This window comes from Roseateles sp. L2-2 (assembly GCF_050613215.1).
Taxonomy (GTDB): domain Bacteria; phylum Pseudomonadota; class Gammaproteobacteria; order Burkholderiales; family Burkholderiaceae_C; genus Roseateles; species Roseateles noduli.
In genome coordinates, this window is sequence record NZ_CP192509.1 from 1,152,843 (window position 1) to 1,169,580 (window position 16,738).

The window sequence follows — 16,738 nt, forward strand, 5'->3', positions numbered from 1 at the left end:
CCGGTGGGTCGCGTGACAGGTTTCGCGTCGTCGGCGGGCTCGCGTCGATGGCCTTCATCGCCCGATCTGGCGCCGCGGCCGCTGATCGTGAGTTCGATCACTCAGCGCGTCCGACCCATTTCCTGCAAGGCTCCGGATGCCCGTCGACAAACGTCAATTCCTGACCCTCGCTTGTTCCGGCCTGGGCCTGGCCGCCTGCATCGAGGAGCCGACCTCCGCCATGCCGGCGATCCCCGCAAGCTCCGCGCCCCCCGCAGCGCGGGCCGCGTCATCGCCCTGGCTGCCGCTCCAGGTCGGCGACATCATCGACGTGATCGCGCCGTCGTCGCCGCCCGCCGATCCGGCGGCCACCATCGCCGCGATCCAGGCCTACTTCGCCCGCACCGACCTGAAAGTCCGTATCCCGGACGGACTCATTGCTCCCACGCAGCCGCTGCAAGCCGCCAACACGGCCGAGCGCCGCGTTGCCTTCATCGAGCAGGCGCTGCATTCCGATTCCAAGGCCGTGTGGGCCATCCAGGGCGGCGGCTGGGGTTCCGAACTGATGCCGCTGCTGCAGCGCATGCGTCAACCGGCACGGCCCAAACCGGTGATCGGCTTCAGCGACGTGACGGCACTACACATCTTCTTCAATCACGTGTGGGGCTGGCCGACCCTGCATGGCATCGAGCTCGGCGCCAACGGCGACATCGGCGCCGGCTGGAATCACGATCACATCGATGAGATGCTGTCGGTCCTGCGCGGCCACCGTCCGACGCTCAGTTATCCGCTCACCGCGCTGAACGATCCGGCCGCCAGGCCGGCGGTGCTCGACAAGCTGCGGGTCGTCGGCGGCAACAGCCTGCTGCTGTCGGCCTTGAAGGGCAGCGTCGATTTCACGACCGACACCGCCGGAGCGATCCTGTTCATCGAGTCGATCGCCAACGGTCCCGGCGAGGTCTCGCGACTGCTGGACGGCTTCCTGTATTCAACCCTGGTGCGGCAAGCCGGCGCGGTGATGTTCGGGGACTTCATCCACGTCGGCGGACTGCCCAATCCGCCGCAGGAGCAGCAGAAGTTCGACTACATCCAGCGCCGCTTCGGCGCGGCGCTGGCGTCGACAGGGACGCCCGTGCTGCGTGCGGAGAACCTCTTCGGCCACGGCCCGGTCAATCGGCCGTTGCCCTTGAACACCTCCGCCCGCCTCACCTTGGGCGAGCGACCCCTGCTGGCCGTCCAGGCGGGAAACGCCTGAGGGAGAGGGTGACGCAGGGTCCGACGCCAATTTCTGCGTCGCCTGGCGGCATTCCGGGCCTGCGGATGTCGGATGGCGCTCGTTCACCGGGTCACTCAACGCGCTCCATCACTCTGCATGAACGAGCCTTCGATGCCCAACAGCTCCGCTCCGCAATCATCGTCCCCTCCGCTGCCACCGCTGCCGGCCGGCGCTCCGGGCTGCCCGGTGCCAGGTCTGAACGCCTTCGTCGACATCAGCCATTGGCAGCAGACCGTCGACCTCGACGCCGCGCACGCCGCCGGGCTGGTCGGCATGATGCACAAGGCGACGCAGGGCGCGAGCTTCGTCGATCCGACCTGGGCGGCACGCGCGAGGAAGGCGCGCGAACTGGGCCTGCTGATCGGCGCGTACCACCTCTGCACCAACCAGCTGGTGGAGGATCAGATCGACCGTTTCCTTGACACCATCGCCACGAGCGGCAGCTCGGCGGGCGTGGTGCCCGTGCTCGACTGGCAGCACATCGCCATCCCCAGCCAGGGCACGATGACGCAGACGTCGCTGGTGGAAATGATCAACCAATTCCATGACCGCACCGGCATCTACCCGATGCTGTATTGCGGCTACTGGGCGCTGGCGAACCTCGCGCCCCGGCAAGGCACCGGGACGCTCCGATCGTGCCCGCTGTGGCAGGGCTTCTACTCGTCCCACTTCGGATGGCTGAGCGACATCTGGGACGACTGGACGATGCTGCAGTACACCGACGGCACGCTCGGCCCGTCGCCGCATGAGTTCCCCGGCCTTGGCACCGTGGCCCGCGACACCTTCAACGGCACGCTCGAGAACGCGCGGAACTTCTGGGCCGCGCACGCATTGAGGAAGTAAGCGGGTCGCCGGGCAGGCCCGGCATCGCGACGCGGCGCTCAACCCAGCGCCGTGTCCAGCACCATCATGAGTGCGAACCCGAGCATCAGCCCCTGCGTCGCCCAGCGTTCATGGCCCTTGCGGTGCGACTCGGGAATGATCTCGTGGCTGATGACGAACAGCATCGCGCCCGCCGCGAAGCCCAGTCCCCAGGGCAGCAGCAGCGGCCAGGCGGACACGACCCACGCGCCCAGCACCGCGCCGACGGGCTCGACCAGCCCTGACGCCGCGCCCAGCAGCAGCGCCTTGCGCCGCGAGTAGCCCACGGCCATCAGCGCCACCGCGATGACGAAGCCCTCGGGCAGGTCCTGGATCGCGATGGCCAGGCTCAGGCTGGCCGCCGCGACCGGATCGTTGGCCGCGAAGGCCACGCCGATCGCGAGGCCCTCCGGCAGGTTGTGCAGCGTCACCGCGATCACGAACAGCGTCGTGCGCCGCAGGCGCGTCGGGTCCATGCCCTCGCGGCCCTTGATGAAGTGTTCGTGCGGCAGCCAGCGGTCCATCGCCATCAGCGCCCACGCGCCGAGCAGAACCGCCAATGCGACCTGGGTCGCGGCGCCGGTCGGCGTCGAATGCGCGCGCGCGGCCTCGAGGCCGGGAATGATCAGCGAGAACGAACACGCCGCCAGCATCACGCCGGCGCCGAAGCCCATCAGCGCGTCCTGCCCGCGCGCGGAGAGGCTGCGCGTGCCCAACGCGGGCAGCGTGCCGAAGGCCGTCGCCGCCGCGGCGAGCAGGCCCGCCTGCAGTGCCATCGCGATCACCGAGCCGTGGCCGACGCCGCCGGCCGGCTTGATCCACGTCCAGCCCTGCTGGAGCAGCAGCACCGCGCCGATCAGCAGGATCGCGAAACCGAAGACCTGGCGCAGCCGATGCCGGCGCGCCAGGCTCCGTTCGTCTCGGGTGATCGCGTCAGAGTCCGCCATCGGTCAGTTTCGCGGGATCCAGCATCTGCTGGAGGGTGGCGCGGTCGAAGTCGGTCATCTCCTCGGCGACGTCGACGATGGGGCGCTTCTCCGCATAGGCGCGCTTGGCGATCGCGGCGGCCTTCAGGTAGCCGATCTCGCGGTTCAGCGCGGTAACCAGGATCGGGTTGCGCGCCAGCGCGTGCTGTAGCCCGTCGGTGTTGACCTTGAAGTCGCGGATCGCCTGCTCGGCCAGCGCCTTGGTCGCCGCGGAGAGCAGCGCCAGGCTGTCGAGCAGGTTGGTCGCGATCAGCGGCAGCATCACGTTGAGCTGGAAGTTGCCCGACTGGCCCGCGATCGTGATCGCCGTGTCATGACCGATGACCTGCGCGCAGACCATGGTCACCGCTTCCGGGATCACCGGATTCACCTTGCCCGGCATGATCGACGAGCCCGGCTGCAGCGCGTGCAGCTCGATCTCGGCGAGGCCGGCCAGCGGGCCGGAGTTCATCCAGCGCAGGTCGTTGGCGATCTTCATCAGCGACACCGCCAGGCCCTTCAGAGCGCCCGACAGCGCCACCGCCGTGTCCTGCGCCGACAGCGCGGCGAAGAAGTCCGGCGCCGGGCGGAAGCTCAGGCCGGTGAGCGTGGACAGCTCCTCGGCGAAACGCTGCGCGAAGTCCGGATGCGCGTTGATGCCGGTGCCCACCGCGGTGCCGCCTTGCGCGAGCTCGCACACCGACGGCAGCAGCGCGCGCAGTTGCGCGCGGCGCGCCTCGATCTGCGCGCACCAGCCGCCGAGCTCCTGGCCCAGGCGCAGCGGCATGGCGTCCATCAGGTGGGTGCGGCCGGTCTTGACGTGATGGCCGTCGCTGCGGATCTTGTCCTGCAGCGTCTGCACCAGCAGGTCCAGCGCCGGCAGCAGCTCGCCTTGCAGCGCCTGCGCGGCGCTGATGTGCAGCACCGTCGGGATCGAGTCGTTGCTGCTCTGGCCGGCATTGACGTGGTCGTTGGCGTTGACCGTGACCGGGTTGGCCACGCCGCTGCCGATCAGCCGCGTGGCGACGGTGGCGATCACCTCGTTGGCGTTCATGTTCGAGCTGGTGCCCGAGCCGGTCTGGAAGATCTCCACCGGGAAGTGGCTCATCAGCGCCGGGTCCTGCAGCAGCTGCGTGGCCGCGCGGTCGATGGCGTGGCCGATGTCGGCCGGTACCTGCTCCAGCGCGATGTTGGCGCGCGCCGCGGCGGCTTTCTGCAGCACCAGCGCGCGCACGAAACGCTCGGGCATCGGCTGGCGGCTGATGGCGAAGTTCTCGACCGCGCGCTGGGTCTGCGCGCCGTACAGCGCGTCGACGGGCACGGCGACTTCGCCCATGGAGTCACGTTCGATGCGGGTCGCCTTGGTGGCCTTGGTCATGGGGATGCTTCTTTCCTGGTCATTCCTGGAGGGGGCTGCGGCTCAGACGCCAATGGAAGCGCTGCAGGCGCGCGACGAGGGCGGCGTCGCCCTGGGCGTCGGCCAGCCGGTGCAGCGCCGCCAGCGGACGGTTGAGCTGATCCAGGCAGGCACATCGCCAATGCCAGGGTAGCAGCGTGTTGTGAGAGGCGCCGTACAGCAGCCGGAGGGCCTGTTCGTGAGCGGGGATCGCGGCCAGGACGCCGGCCTCCACCAACTGCTCCAGCGCCAACTGGTGCTGCCGCAGCAGCGCCGGTTCGTCGGGGGCGAGTCCGCAGGTGATCTTCAGCGCCATCCAGCGCAGGCATTCGACGCCCGGATGATCGGCGGCCGCGCAGCCCCCGTCGACCGCCATCGGAGCGGCGCGCGCCTCCCCCGCGGGAGGGAGACCCACGGCGGACGGGGGCACGGACGGGCCCCGGGGAGCGGGCAGGCGGGACGGCAGCAAGGGCATGGCGGCTCCTGACGATCGAGGCGTGAACCGGGGAACACCGGAAACACGGCGGACACGGGCTGGCAGGGACGCTTGCTGTGGCGGAACGGGAAGGAGATCCGGCAAGACCGGCGCCCGACGCAAAGGCAAAAAGAAAAGAGAGGTCGAGCCGCGAAACGATGCCGAATCGGATCGCGGCGCAACCTCTCTGCAATTTGCATTGGTCGCGCGGGGTCGGAACCCGCAGGAGTCTTCTCGTTTGTGGACCATCCTAGATGAGAATTGCTCTCATCTGCAAGCCCCGAGGAGGGATGCGCTTGCGAGGCCTGGGGGTTTTGGGCGAAGGGGCGTCAGATCAGCCGAAGGTCCTTGGGGCGGACGCCGGGGAAGACGCGGGCGAGCGCCTCGTTGGACAGGCCGAACTGGCGCTGCCACAGGCCGCCCAGCACGGCGCGGTAGTCGTTGAGCACCGGGTAGTCGCGGTTCTGGAACAGCGTCGACGCGGTCAGGGCGATCTGGACGCCGGCGACCGGGCCGCCGGACGCCAGGCTGCCGCCCAGCAGCCAGTAGACGCTGCCGTGACCGTGGTCGGTGCCGCGGTTGCCGTTCTCGCGGAAGGTGCGGCCGAATTCGCTGATCACCATGACGGAGGTCTGCCGCCAGACGTCCGGGCCGAGTTCGTCCGCGATGGCCGCCAGGCCCCGGCCGACTTCCTCGAAGCGGTTGGCCAGCTGGCCGGTGGCGCCGCCCTGATTCACGTGCGTGTCCCAGCCGCCGACGTCGATGAAACCCAGGCTGAAGCGGCCGCGCATCAAGGTGGCGATGCGGCGCGCCTCCAGCTCGAATCCCTTGGCGGGAATCGCATTGCGACCGGCGGCGTCGGTCATCGTCTTCATCCGGTCGGGGGACAGGTCTCGCGCCAGCTCCTCGCGGAGCGCGAGTCCTTCCTCCACCGAAGCGCCCAGACTCTGGCCCTGGTACATGCTCGCGATCAACGCGCGGTTCTTCGCGTCGACGGCAGGGCGCGCGGTCTCGCGCAGGCCGGCGTTGGCGATGCGGACCGGTCCACGGAAAGCGATCGGCAACTGGTCCGTGAACGACAGCGCCTGCTGCGCATCGAGCTCCGCAGCGAGGCGATTCAGGAAACCGGAGTTGTAGTCGCGGGAGCCACCCACCGGCTGGCCCAGCTCGATGCTGTCCTGCGTCTCGAAGTGGCTGCGCGAGAGGTCCTCCGTCCCGGCGAACGGGAGGAATCGCGCCTGACCCGCCTGCGCCAGCGGGAACACGCTGTTGCGCAGGGCAGGGTGCAGGCCCCAATCGGCATTCAGCGGGAGCGCCGAGGCCGCGTCCGTCGGCGACGGTCTCGCGATCGCGATGCGCGGGCGCTGCTCGTAGTAGAAGCTGCTGCTGGTGGGGATCAACAGGTTGGTGGCGTCATAGCCGCCGCGCAGGAACACCAGCAGGAAACGCGGCCTGTCCGCGCCCGCCGCGAACAGCCGTGCGCCGGACATCGCCAACGGGGCCGCGGCGAGCGTTTGCAGGAGGTGACGTCGTTGCATGGTCAACGGCTCCGGTCAGCGATACATGAAGTCAGGACTGGAGAGCCACAGCGTCAGCCATTGCTGCGGCGTCGTGGTCTGCGCGAGCGCCGTGCGCGTCGCCGGTGCGAGCGTCGGTTCGACGCGCAGGCGCAGCGGCTGCAGGTCCGGCAGCGGCACCGGCGTGTTCGTCCCCTCGGGGCGATACAGCGCGACCGCGCCGCCGCCGATCTGCCGCGCGACTTCGAATCTCAGCGTCATCTGCCCGGGACTGTTCCAGGCGTCCGCCGTCAACGGATAACCGTCCGGCGTCTGCTTGTCGTAGAGGCCCTGTCCGAGTCGACGGAGCCAGTTCTGCAGCGGCTGCGCGTTCTGCAATTCGCGCTGCTCGAAGCCCGCGCGCAGGCTCGACAGCAGGTAGACGTGCGGGTCCTTGAACCGCGGCGAGTCTGCCGAGGCGAACTGCGGCGCGTAGAGCATGGGGCGCAGCGTTGCGGGCAGGTCGCCCTTCGTTCTGAGGAAGGCGGCGCTCATCGCGTCGACCACGTCCCGCGGCGGCTGCTCGCCGAGGAAGAACACCGCGAGCTTGCCGCAGACGAAACGCGCCGTCGCCGGCTGCGCGACCAGCAGGTCCAGCACCTCGTCGAGTTCCTCCGCGCCGCGGCCCTTGATCGTGCGACCGAGCAATTGCTTGTCGCCGAAGTCGTGGCGGCCGGGGTGGAACTCGAACAGGCCGTCGCGCTTGTAGAGCGCCTCGAAGCGCGGCGCGACCTTCGCCGGCTCGGGATCGACGCGCACGCCGAAGCCCGTCAGCACGCGCGCCAGCTCCTGCACGTCGCGCTGCGTGTAGCCGCCGTCGACGCCCAGGGTGTGGAGCTCCAGCAGCTCGCGCGCGTAGTTCTCGTTGATCGCCCGGACGGCGTTCTGATCGTTGTCGAGGTAACGCAGCATCGCCGGATGCCGCGCGACCGCGCCCAGCATTGTGCGGAACGAACCGAGCGCATGCGGACGCAGTGCGCGGTCCTGGTAGTCGGCCAGCATCAGACGGATGTCGCGCTTGCCCTGGTGCACGTTGAAGTGGTTGAACCAGAACCACGACAGCTGTTCGAGCAGTTGCTGCTGGGCGTAGAGCTCGCGCAGCAGCTGACGTTCGCCGGTCTCGCGCGCGGCGAGCCCCTGCGCCTCCTGATAGGCCTTGCGCGCGGCAACGCGTTCTTCTTCGGTCCCGCCCTTGTTGTCGCCGTTGCGCCGGAAGGATTCCGCCGCCCACACGCGCGACGGCAGCGTGCCTTGGCTGATGCCCATGGCATCGATGCGGGCCTGGACCGGCGCGGGCATCTTCGCGCTCGCATCCGCACGGAGCTGGCGTTCGACATAAGGACCCCAGCCGAGGCGTTCGATCTCGCCCAGCTGCGACTGCGTCGCGCCCCAGCCGATGCGGTTGGCCGCGCGCAGGCGCTGCGAGGCGTCCATCGGGATGTCGGGCGCCGAAGGCAGTCCGCCGCACGCCGCGAGCGCTGCGGTCGCCGTCGCGCCGAGCAGCAGCGACCGGCGTTGAAGTCCGGTGGTCGCAGCGCTGATCGAGGCGGTGGTCGAGGCGGTGGTCGAAGGTGACATGCGACAAGCATGCCGCCCTCGTGTCGACCGTGTCCAGTGGCCTTTGCGCTACTTCACAGTTGTAGCGCCCGTTCCGCCGTGTCCCGGCGCCTGCGTTTTCAGAGTTCGGCGACGCCCTTGACCCGTTCGGGCGCCTTCGTCATCGGCACGACGGCGATGGGCGCTTCGACCGCGCGACCGTGGAAGCGGTCCAGCAGATCCTTCCACTGCGCGCGCACGGTGACGACGTTCGCCAGCTTGACGTGGCCGTAGCCGCGGATGCCTTCGGGCAGTCGCGCGAGCTTGATGGCGACGTCGAGCTTGTCCGCGCTCAGGTGCGCCAGCAGCTCGTCGACGAGCGCCTCGTAGTCGCGAACCAGCTGGCGTTCGATGCGGCGCTCCTCGGTCTTGCCGAAGATGTCGAGCACGCCACCGCGCAGGCCCTTGAACTTCGCCAGCGTCTTCAGCGCCTTGAAGGTCCACGAGCCGAGCTCGACCTTCTTCGCGCGGCCGTCTGCACCCGGCTTGGACAGCAGCGGCGGGGCCATGTGGAAGCTCAGGTGATCCCAGTCCTCGAACTGCGCCTTCAGCGCGGCTTCGAACTTGCCGTCGGTGTAGAGGCGCGCGACCTCGTACTCGTCCTTGATCGCGAGCAGCTTGGCGTAATAGCGCGCGACGGCCTTGGTCAGGCGCAGGCCCTTGCCTGCGTTGCCCAGAGCGGACTCGGCGGCGCGTACGCGCTGCACCAGCGCCTCGTAGCGAGTGGCGTAGGCGGCGTCCTGGTAGTCGGTGAGGAAGGCCTTGCGGCGCGCGATCAGGCCGGGCTGGCCCTCCTTGTCGTCGAGCTGGTCGAAGTTGAACCACTGCACCGCGGAGCCCGGCTGTTCGCCCGCCAGGCGGCGCAGCGCCTCCGGCGCGGCGATCGCGAGACGACCCAGCGCGAACGCGGTCTTGTTGTTCTCGATGGCGACGCCGTTCAGCTCGATCGCGCGCATCAGCGCCTCGAAGGACACCGGCACCAGGCCGCGCTGCCAGCACGCACCCAGCATGATGATGTTGCTGGGCATGGTGTCGCCCATCAGGCGCTTGGCGATGTCCTGCGCGTCGATGCTGGCGAGCAGGTCCTTGCCCTCGCCGACGGCGTGGCGCATCTTCGCGATCAGCGCGTCGGCCTGCAGGCTCGCGTCCGGGTTGCGGACGAAGGCGGCGGTCGGCAGCTCATGCGTGTTGGCCAGGATCACCGTGCGGCCGGCCTTGATGGTCGCCAGGGCGTCGGCGCTCGCGCCCACGACCATGTCGCAGGCCAGCAGCACGTCGGCCTGCTGCGTGTCGATGCGGACCTGGTTGAGCAGGTCCTGCGTCGGCGCCACGCGCACGAAGGACAGCACCGCGCCGCCCTTCTGCGCGAAGCCCATGAAGTCCAGCACCGAGCTCTGCTTGCCTTCCAGATGCGCGGCCATGGTGACCAGCGCGCCCACGGTCACGACGCCGGTGCCGCCGACGCCGGTGACCAGCATGTCGAAGGGCCCCGTCCACGCCCAGGGCGCGGGCGGCTGGATCGCGGCGATCTCGCGCGACAGGTCCGCCGGCCCGAAGGCCGCGCCGGCGCGCTTTTTCAGCTTGGCGCCGTGCACCGACACGAAGCTCGGGCAGAAGCCGTTCACGCAGCTGAAGTCCTTGTTGCAGCTGCTCTGCTCGATCACGCGCTTGCGGCCGAAGTCGGTCTCCACCGGCACGACCGACAGGCAGTTGCTCGCCTGGCCGCAGTCGCCGCAGCCTTCGCAGACGGACTCGTTGATGAAGATCCGCTTGTCGGGGTCGGGGAACTCGCCCTTCTTGCGGCGGCGGCGCTTCTCCGCGGCGCAGGTCTGGTCGTAGATCAGCACGGTGACGCCGGCGATCTCACGCAGCTCGCGCTGCACGGCGTCCAGCTCGGACCGGTCGTGGAAGGTCGTTCCCGTCGGGAAGAGGCCGTGGTGGCCCTCGTACTTCTCGATGTCGTCGGAGACCACGACCAGGCGCTTGACGCCTTCGGCCTCGACCTGGCGCGCGATCTGCGGCACCGAGGTCTGGCCGTCGACCGGCTGGCCGCCGGTCATCGCGACCGCGTCGTTGTAGAGGATCTTGTAGGTGATGTTGGCCTTGGCCGCGATGGCCTGCCGGATCGCCAGGTAGCCCGAGTGGTAGTAGGTGCCGTCGCCCAGGTTCTGGAAGACATGCTTCTCGGTCGTGAAGCGCGAATGCGCCGCCCAGTCCACGCCTTCGGCGCCCATCTGGATCAGGCCCGAGGTGCCGCGTTCCATCCAGCTCGCCATGAAGTGGCAGCCGATGCCGGCCAGCGCGCGCGAGCCTTCGGGGAGCTTGGTCGAGGTGTTGTGCGGGCAGCCCGAGCAGAAGTAGGGCTGGCGGCGCACCGCATCCGCACTGTTGGACAGCAGGCAGGGCGTCAGGAAATCGACGACCAGATGGCGCCGGTCCAGCGCCGGGTTCAGACGCGCCAGCCAGTCGGCGACGGTCGGCATGATGCGAGACGGCCGCAGCTCGCCGAGCGCGCTCAGCACGGCGGCCCCGTGTTCATCGGACTTGCCGACCACGCGCGGACGTTGCGCGTCGGGCAGGTGGTAGAGCAGTTCCTTGATCTGGCGCTCGACGACGGGTGCCTTCTCCTCGATGACCAGCATGTCGGTCAGGCCCTGCGCGAACTCGCGGATGCGCGTCGGCTCCAACGGGTACACCAGGCCGACCTTGTAGACCCGCACGCCGGCGGCGGCCAGCGCGTTGGGGTCGAGGTCCAGGCGGCGCAGCACTTCCATGAAGTCGTAGTGCGCCTTGCCGACAGTCACGATGCCCAGCGACGCGCGCGGGCTGACGACGATGTGCTTGTCGATCGAATTGACTTTGGCGAAGGCCAGCACCGCGTCGATCTTGTGCGCGAGGCGCGACTCCAGTTCCAGCGACGGCAGGTCGACGGAACGGATGTGGAGGTTGGTCGGCGGCGTGTGGTCGACGGGCAGCTCGAAGTCCATGGCCACCGCATCGAGGTCGACCGTCATGCCCGACTCGACAACTTCCGAGATCGCCTTGAAGCCGACCCAGGCGCCCGAGAAGCGCGACAGCGCCCAGCCATAGAGGCCGAATTCGAGGTACTCCGCGACGTTGCCCGGATGCACCAGCGGCATCGACCAGGCCTGCAGCGCGAGGTCGCTCTGGTGCGGCGTGGACGAGGACACGCAGCCGTGGTCGTCACCGCAGACGACGAGCACGCCGCCCTGCTTCGCCGTGCCGTACACGTTGCCGTGCTTGAGCGCGTCGCCGGAGCGGTCCACGCCCGGGCCCTTGCCGTACCACATGGCGAACACGCCATCGACGGTGCGCTTCGGGTCCAGCGCCACGCGCTGCACGCCCAGGCAGGCGGTGGCGGCGAGGTCCTCGTTGATGGCGGGCAGGAAGTTGACTTCCGCCTTGTCGAGGAACTTCTTCGCCTTCCACAGCTGCTGGTCGACCATGCCCAGCGGGCTGCCGCGGTAGCCGCTGACGAAGCCGGCGGTCTTCAGGCCCTGGCGTTCGTCCTGCGCCTTCTGCATCAACAGCAGGCGCACGAGCGCCTGGGTGCCGGTCAGGAACACCGGTCCGGCGCTGGCGGCCAGGTTGTCGGAGAGCTGGTAGGGGCGCAGGGCCGGCGCGACGGCAAGACTGGCTTCGGTCATGGCTTGTCTCCCCAATGGGGCGAGCCGGCCGGGGCGGGCCGGTCGGCTCGGATTTGTAGATGGATCGATGAGGGGATTCTTTCCGAGACAATGGGAACTTTCTTGCTCCGTTTACTAGTGCGGCAGCAAGGATCGATCAAGTCATACTCAGAAAGCGCGGATATGGAGAATGAACGTTTCGATCGGGCGACCCGCTTGATCCTGGAGGCGTTGCAGGCCGATGCGCGCCAGAGCACCCAGCAGCTGGCGGACAAGGTGGGGCTCTCGGCGACGCCGGTCTGGCGCCGGGTCAAGGAGCTCGAGGAGCGCGGCGTGATCAGGCGTCACGTGGCGCTGGTGGACCGGGAACAACTCGGCCTGTCGATCTGCGTCCTGGCGAACGTCAGCCTGGTGCGTCACACGGAAGGGGCGGTCGACGCCTTCGAGGCGATGGTCGCGGGCAGTCCGGAGATCGTCGAATGCCAGGCCATCACCGGCGAGGCGGACTACGTCATCAAGATCGTCGCGCCCGACATGAAGGCCTACGACCAGTTCCTGCAGAGCAAGGTGTTCCGTGTCCCGGGCGTGGCCAGCGTGCGCAGCAACGTGGTGTTGCGCGAGGTGAAGTACGAGACCGCGTATCCGGTGCCGTGATGGTGTTCCTGCGCGTTCTCCTCAATGGGCATCGCGTTTTCGACGTGAGATCCTGACGCCATGTTCTCCGTCTACGGCACTTCCGGAAAGATTCTCACCGGCGGCCTGGAGCAGGTTCGCGACCTGGCTCCGGTGCAGGCGGTGGCGCGCACGCGCGCGGTGGCGCCGATTGCGCGGCAGGGCGACCTGACGCCGTCGACGGTCGTGCTGGCGGGGGTGGGGCAGGGCGCTGGCGGCGGCGTCGGGGGCGGGCCGGGATTCGGTCCGTCGGCCTACATGGCGCACGAGGCGCTGGCGGCCTACGCCGGCGACACCACGCGCGTGCCGCTCACCCAGGTGCATCAGCTGATGAGCCGCAAGCTGATCAGCGTGATGTCGGGCTCGTCGCTGCGTCAGGCGATGCGGACGATGTCGCGCGTCGGGGTGGCTCAGGCGCCGGTGCTCGGGGAGCAGGGCGAGGTGCGTGGCCTGGTGTCGCGCGGTGATCTCACACGCGGTCTGGCGGAGGATCTGGAGGAGATGGCCGAGATCATGGTCATCGCCCGGCGGCTGGCTGCGCCCGTGGACGATGTGATGTGGACGCCGGTGCCGGTGGCGCAGTCCGACACGCCGCTGCGCGAGGCTGCGCAATTGATGCTGGACCTTGGCCTGCCGGGTCTGCCGGTGGGCGACGACAACGGCCGCCTGATCGGCTTTCTCTCGCGCAGCGACCTGCTGCGCGGCATGACGCACGAACCGCCGCTGGACCTCTGGTCCTGACGCGTGCGACGCCTGGGGCGCTCGAGGGCGCCCAGGGTCAGTACTTGCGCATCCCGCGGTCGGCTTCTTCCTGCTCGATCGCCTGCAGCGTGCGCCAGTCGGTGCACACGAACACGCCGTCTTCCACGATGCGGTCCGGCAGCGAGCCGTCGCCGCGGGCGACCTTCCCGTCCTTGCAGATCAGGGTGCCGCGCGCCGAGCCCTGGTCCTGCAGCGCCTTGCCGATGACCATCGAATCCCGCGTGTACAGCGTCAGCATCAGCAGCGCGAACAGCACGCCCAGCATCAACGCCACGCCCACGACGATGTCGCTGACGTCGCGCAGGGCCGACGGCGGCGCCGGCTGCGCCACCTGCGCACGGGGCGCGGCGGCGAAGCTGCGGCCGTCGTCCCGCGAGGCGCTCGCAGGCGAACGCGACGTGGACGGGCCGGATCGCGCGTTGGCGCGAGACAAGCCGGGCGAAGGACGGGTGGTGGCCATGTTCATGAGACGGATCGCTTTGCCAAAAAGACAACCAGCTGGGCGGACCGGAGACGGACGGGATGAAGGCTACAGGCGACCGGCCTCGTCAACTACTTAAATGCGGGTCTCCCCACCAAAAATGCACGGGTGATCCCACCCCTTTCCGTTGGTTACAGCAGTTGCAGAACTAAGATTTCTGCACCTCCAAAGAGCGCCTTCCGGGCGTTCTGAAGCGCCCGAAGTGGCGCAGTGCGCACACCGCGCGAAACCACACGCCGACCCTGCGTCCACCTTCGCGAGCTCGATTCACCATGTCCCAATTCGATACCCCCCTCACGGACGCCGCACATCAGGCGCTGCAGAAGTTGTCGCACGAGTTGCCCGACGCCTGCGAACGCCTGGACTACGTCAAGCGCATGACCGATCAGGCCGCCAACAAGGTGCTGGGGATCGTCGAGTCGGCGCAGGAGGACGCGCAGGCCGTCGCGCGCCAGGGGCATGAGTTGTCGGAATCGCTGCAGCGTCTGGCCGCGTCGCCGGACCTGAGCGTCGAACGCGCGCGCGCCATGATGCGGTTGTGCGCCGCCTATGCGGCCGGCGCCGCCGGTTTCGCGGACCGCGTGAAGGGCCTGCAGACCGAGATCATGATGGCCCAGGACTTCCAGGACCTGTCCGGTCAGGTGATCAACAAGGTGCTGGGCATGCTGCGCCCTGCGGAGGAGCCGCTGCAACAGCTGCTTGCCGCGCAGGGACATGCCGCCCCGGCCGCCGCTGCGGAAGAACAGCTCGCCGGCGTGCAGACGCCGGACAAGGCGCTGCAGCAGGACGACGTCGACGCGATGCTGGCCGAAATGGGGTTCTGAGCCTGACGCCCGGCGTTCGATGAACGCGGCGGTCCCTGCTCAGGACCAGAGCATCGGATCCACCTCGTAGTAGCGCCGCAGTTCGCCGTACAGCGCGGGATGCGCCTGTGCCAGCGCCCACGGCTGCCCGAAGAAGCGCTCGCTGGAGACCGCGAAGAACTCTGCCGGCTCGGTGGCCGCGTAATCGCCCAGCGGATCGGGCTCGCCCGCGGCCAGCCGCGCGCGCAGCAGGTCGAAACTCTGCTGCATCACCGCCGCCCAGCGCGCCTGCCGCGCCCGGTTGCCCAGCCACGGCGCGCCGTTGGCCAGGCCCTTGACCTGATCGAGCTGGTGCGCGAATTCATGCACCGCGACGTTGTGGCCGCGCTCGGGCTGCGCGGCGTCTCTCAGCACGTCGTCCCAGGACAGCACGACCTGGCCCTCGCCCCACGATTCGCCGCTCAGCACCTGCCGGTCCTGCATCTGCAGCGGGCCTTGATGCCGCACGCGGTCGACGATGAACGCGCCGGGATACACCAGCACCGTGTGCAGCTTCGGGTAGTAGCCGCGGGCGCGGCCGAGCAGCGGCAGCGTCGCCAGCGCGGCGATGGTCACGCGGACCTCGTCGGTGATGACCTGGCCGGCGCAGCCGATGAAGGATTTCTCTGCGAGGAAGACCTGCATCTGCCGCTTGAGCTTGAGCTGCAGGTCCGCCGGCAGCCGCGCGACCTGCGGCACGTTGCGGCGCAGGATGGCGCGCCATGCGGCGGGGAAGGCCTTCGCACGCAGCCGGGCGCGGCGGCGCGCCTGTCGCCAGGAGTGGCTCATCAGCCAGAAGCAGATCAGCGCCGCGAACAGCGCGAGCAACAGCAGGGTCATGGCGGGGAGCGCTTCGGCGGCGCAGTTGCGCGCGGCGCGCCTCGATCTGCGCGCACCAGCCGCCGAGCTCCTGGCCCAGGCGCAGCGGCATGGCGTCCATCAGGTGGGTGCGGCCGGTCTTGACGTGATGGCCGTCGCTGCGGATCTTGTCCTGCAGCGTCTGCACCAGCAGGTCCAGCGCCGGCAGCAGCTCGCCTTGCAGCGCCTGCGCGGCGCTGATGTGCAGCACCGTCGGGATCGAGTCGTTGCTGCTCTGGCCGGCATTGACGTGGTCGTTGGCGTTGACCGTGACCGGGTTGGCCACGCCGCTGCCGATCAGCCGCGTGGCGACGGTGGCGATCACCTCGTTGGCGTTCATGTTCGAGCTGGTGCCCGAGCCGGTCTGGAAGATCTCCACCGGGAAGTGGCTCATCAGCGCCGGGTCCTGCAGCAGCTGCGTGGCCGCGCGGTCGATGGCGTGGCCGATGTCGGCCGGTACCTGCTCCAGCGCGATGTTGGCGCGCGCCGCGGCGGCTTTCTGCAGCACCAGCGCGCGCACGAAACGCTCGGGCATCGGCTGGCGGCTGATGGCGAAGTTCTCGACCGCGCGCTGGGTCTGCGCGCCGTACAGCGCGTCGACGGGCACGGCGACTTCGCCCATGGAGTCACGTTCGATGCGGGTCGCCTTGGTGGCCTTGGTCATGGGGATGCTTCTTTCCTGGTCATTCCTGGAGGGGGCTGCGGCTCAGACGCCAATGGAAGCGCTGCAGGCGCGCGACGAGGGCGGCGTCGCCCTGGGCGTCGGCCAGCCGGTGCAGCGCCGCCAGCGGACGGTTGAGCTGATCCAGGCAGGCACATCGCCAATGCCAGGGTAGCAGCGTGTTGTGAGAGGCGCCGTACAGCAGCCGGAGGGCCTGTTCGTGAGCGGGGATCGCGGCCAGGACGCCGGCCTCCACCAACTGCTCCAGCGCCAACTGGTGCTGCCGCAGCAGCGCCGGTTCGTCGGGGGCGAGTCCGCAGGTGATCTTCAGCGCCATCCAGCGCAGGCATTCGACGCCCGGATGATCGGCGGCCGCGCAGCCCCCGTCGACCGCCATCGGAGCGGCGCGCGCCTCCCCCGCGGGAGGGAGACCCACGGCGGACGGGGGCACGGACGGGCCCCGGGGAGCGGGCAGGCGGGACGGCAGCAAGGGCATGGCGGCTCCTGACGATCGAGGCGTGAACCGGGGAACACCGGAAACACGGCGGACACGGGCTGGCAGGGACGCTTGCTGTGGCGGAACGGGAAGGAGATCCGGCAAGACCGGCGCCCGACGCAAAGGCAAAAAGAAAAGAGAGGTCGAGCCGCGAAACGATGCCGAATCGGATCGCGGCGCAACCTCTCTGCAATTTGCATTGGTCGCGCGGGGTC

Annotated in this window: 14 protein-coding genes and 1 pseudogene; 5 read left to right on the plus strand and 10 right to left on the minus strand. The window is 69.2% G+C overall.

Features of this window, described 5'->3' with window-relative positions; translation table 11 throughout:
* The first annotated feature begins 136 nt into the window (after positions 1-136).
* Positions 137-1,234, plus strand: a complete 1,098-nt coding sequence (locus ACQZ13_RS05275; protein WP_431050184.1) for an LD-carboxypeptidase — start codon at positions 137-139, stop codon at positions 1,232-1,234.
* Positions 1,235-1,366: 132 nt separating this feature from the next.
* Positions 1,367-2,098: a glycoside hydrolase family 25 protein gene (locus ACQZ13_RS05280; RefSeq protein WP_431050185.1), complete on the plus strand. Its 732-nt coding sequence runs from the start codon at positions 1,367-1,369 to the stop codon at positions 2,096-2,098.
* A gap of 38 nt (positions 2,099-2,136) precedes the next feature.
* Here the strand turns inward: ACQZ13_RS05280 and ACQZ13_RS05285 are convergent, their stop codons facing one another.
* From ACQZ13_RS05285 to ACQZ13_RS05310, 6 genes are all read right to left on the minus strand, one after another.
* The gene (locus ACQZ13_RS05285) at positions 2,137-3,063 is read right to left on the minus strand and encodes a ZIP family metal transporter (RefSeq protein WP_431050186.1); all 927 of its coding nucleotides are present in this window, start codon (positions 3,061-3,063) and stop codon (positions 2,137-2,139) included.
* Positions 3,050-4,459 carry a class II fumarate hydratase gene (locus tag ACQZ13_RS05290; protein WP_431050187.1) on the minus strand — a complete coding sequence of 470 codons (1,410 nt, stop codon included), beginning with the start codon at positions 4,457-4,459 and terminating at the stop codon, positions 3,050-3,052. Before ACQZ13_RS05290 ends, ACQZ13_RS05285 begins: the two co-directional genes overlap by 14 nt.
* A 19-nt stretch (positions 4,460-4,478) precedes the next feature.
* On the minus strand, positions 4,479-4,952 hold the full coding sequence (locus tag ACQZ13_RS05295) for a hypothetical protein (protein ID WP_431050188.1): 474 nt from the start codon (positions 4,950-4,952) through the stop codon (positions 4,479-4,481).
* 329 nt (positions 4,953-5,281) lie between these two features.
* Positions 5,282-6,490: a DUF1501 domain-containing protein gene (locus ACQZ13_RS05300; RefSeq protein ID WP_431050189.1), complete on the minus strand. Its 1,209-nt coding sequence runs from the start codon at positions 6,488-6,490 to the stop codon at positions 5,282-5,284.
* Positions 6,491-6,505: 15 nt separating this feature from the next.
* Complete coding sequence (locus tag ACQZ13_RS05305; protein WP_431050190.1) at positions 6,506-8,086, minus strand: DUF1800 domain-containing protein; 1,581 nt, start codon at positions 8,084-8,086, stop codon at positions 6,506-6,508.
* Between the two features lie 98 nt (positions 8,087-8,184).
* Positions 8,185-11,772, minus strand: coding sequence for an indolepyruvate ferredoxin oxidoreductase family protein (locus ACQZ13_RS05310; protein ID WP_431050191.1), 3,588 nt, complete (start codon positions 11,770-11,772; stop codon positions 8,185-8,187).
* Between the two features lie 162 nt (positions 11,773-11,934).
* On the opposite strand from ACQZ13_RS05310, the gene ACQZ13_RS05315 reads away from it, so the two are divergent.
* On the plus strand, positions 11,935-12,405 hold the full coding sequence (locus ACQZ13_RS05315) for an Lrp/AsnC family transcriptional regulator (protein WP_088404959.1): 471 nt from the start codon (positions 11,935-11,937) through the stop codon (positions 12,403-12,405).
* Positions 12,406-12,465: 60 nt separating this feature from the next.
* Positions 12,466-13,164: a CBS domain-containing protein gene (locus ACQZ13_RS05320; protein WP_431050192.1), complete on the plus strand. Its 699-nt coding sequence runs from the start codon at positions 12,466-12,468 to the stop codon at positions 13,162-13,164.
* A 37-nt stretch (positions 13,165-13,201) separates the two neighbouring features.
* Here the strand turns inward: ACQZ13_RS05320 and ACQZ13_RS05325 are convergent, their stop codons facing one another.
* Complete coding sequence (locus ACQZ13_RS05325) at positions 13,202-13,651, minus strand: hypothetical protein (protein ID WP_088404961.1); 450 nt, start codon at positions 13,649-13,651, stop codon at positions 13,202-13,204.
* 287 nt (positions 13,652-13,938) lie between these two features.
* Here ACQZ13_RS05325 and ACQZ13_RS05330 point away from each other — a divergent pair, with 287 nt between their 5' ends.
* Complete coding sequence (locus ACQZ13_RS05330; protein ID WP_431050193.1) at positions 13,939-14,490, plus strand: protein phosphatase CheZ; 552 nt, start codon at positions 13,939-13,941, stop codon at positions 14,488-14,490.
* 39 nt (positions 14,491-14,529) lie between these two features.
* Here the strand turns inward: ACQZ13_RS05330 and ACQZ13_RS05335 are convergent, their stop codons facing one another.
* The 3 genes and pseudogenes from ACQZ13_RS05335 to ACQZ13_RS05345 all read right to left on the minus strand — a co-directional run bounded on the left by ACQZ13_RS05335 (position 14,530) and on the right by ACQZ13_RS05345 (position 16,523).
* The gene (locus ACQZ13_RS05335) at positions 14,530-15,348 is read right to left on the minus strand and encodes a zinc-dependent peptidase (RefSeq protein WP_088404964.1); all 819 of its coding nucleotides are present in this window, start codon (positions 15,346-15,348) and stop codon (positions 14,530-14,532) included.
* 73 nt (positions 15,349-15,421) lie between these two features.
* Positions 15,422-16,030: pseudogene (locus tag ACQZ13_RS05340) on the minus strand (lyase family protein); the annotation flags it as partial.
* A 19-nt stretch (positions 16,031-16,049) separates the two neighbouring features.
* Positions 16,050-16,523, minus strand: coding sequence for a hypothetical protein (locus tag ACQZ13_RS05345; RefSeq protein ID WP_431050188.1), 474 nt, complete (start codon positions 16,521-16,523; stop codon positions 16,050-16,052).
* Between the last annotated feature and the right edge of the window lie 215 nt (positions 16,524-16,738).

Excerpts from the sequence above, each read along its gene's own strand:
- ACQZ13_RS05295 (WP_431050188.1), bottom strand. The coding sequence starts at position 4,952 with ATGCCCTTGCTGCCGTCCCGCCTGCCCGCTCCCCGGGGCCCGTCCGTG.
- ACQZ13_RS05345 (WP_431050188.1), bottom strand. The coding sequence starts at position 16,523 with ATGCCCTTGCTGCCGTCCCGCCTGCCCGCTCCCCGGGGCCCGTCCGTG.
- ACQZ13_RS05290 (WP_431050187.1), bottom strand. The coding sequence starts at position 4,459 with ATGACCAAGGCCACCAAGGCGACCCGCATCGAACGTGACTCCATGGGC.
- ACQZ13_RS05275 (WP_431050184.1), top strand. The coding sequence starts at position 137 with ATGCCCGTCGACAAACGTCAATTCCTGACCCTCGCTTGTTCCGGCCTG.
- ACQZ13_RS05330 (WP_431050193.1), top strand. The coding sequence starts at position 13,939 with ATGTCCCAATTCGATACCCCCCTCACGGACGCCGCACATCAGGCGCTG.
- ACQZ13_RS05335 (WP_088404964.1), bottom strand. The coding sequence starts at position 15,348 with ATGACCCTGCTGTTGCTCGCGCTGTTCGCGGCGCTGATCTGCTTCTGG.
- ACQZ13_RS05325 (WP_088404961.1), bottom strand. The coding sequence starts at position 13,651 with ATGAACATGGCCACCACCCGTCCTTCGCCCGGCTTGTCTCGCGCCAAC.
- ACQZ13_RS05305 (WP_431050190.1), bottom strand. The coding sequence starts at position 8,086 with ATGTCACCTTCGACCACCGCCTCGACCACCGCCTCGATCAGCGCTGCG.
- ACQZ13_RS05320 (WP_431050192.1), top strand. The coding sequence starts at position 12,466 with ATGTTCTCCGTCTACGGCACTTCCGGAAAGATTCTCACCGGCGGCCTG.
- ACQZ13_RS05280 (WP_431050185.1), top strand. The coding sequence starts at position 1,367 with ATGCCCAACAGCTCCGCTCCGCAATCATCGTCCCCTCCGCTGCCACCG.
- ACQZ13_RS05285 (WP_431050186.1), bottom strand. The coding sequence starts at position 3,063 with ATGGCGGACTCTGACGCGATCACCCGAGACGAACGGAGCCTGGCGCGC.
- ACQZ13_RS05315 (WP_088404959.1), top strand. The coding sequence starts at position 11,935 with ATGGAGAATGAACGTTTCGATCGGGCGACCCGCTTGATCCTGGAGGCG.
- ACQZ13_RS05300 (WP_431050189.1), bottom strand. The coding sequence starts at position 6,490 with ATGCAACGACGTCACCTCCTGCAAACGCTCGCCGCGGCCCCGTTGGCG.
- ACQZ13_RS05310 (WP_431050191.1), bottom strand. The coding sequence starts at position 11,772 with ATGACCGAAGCCAGTCTTGCCGTCGCGCCGGCCCTGCGCCCCTACCAG.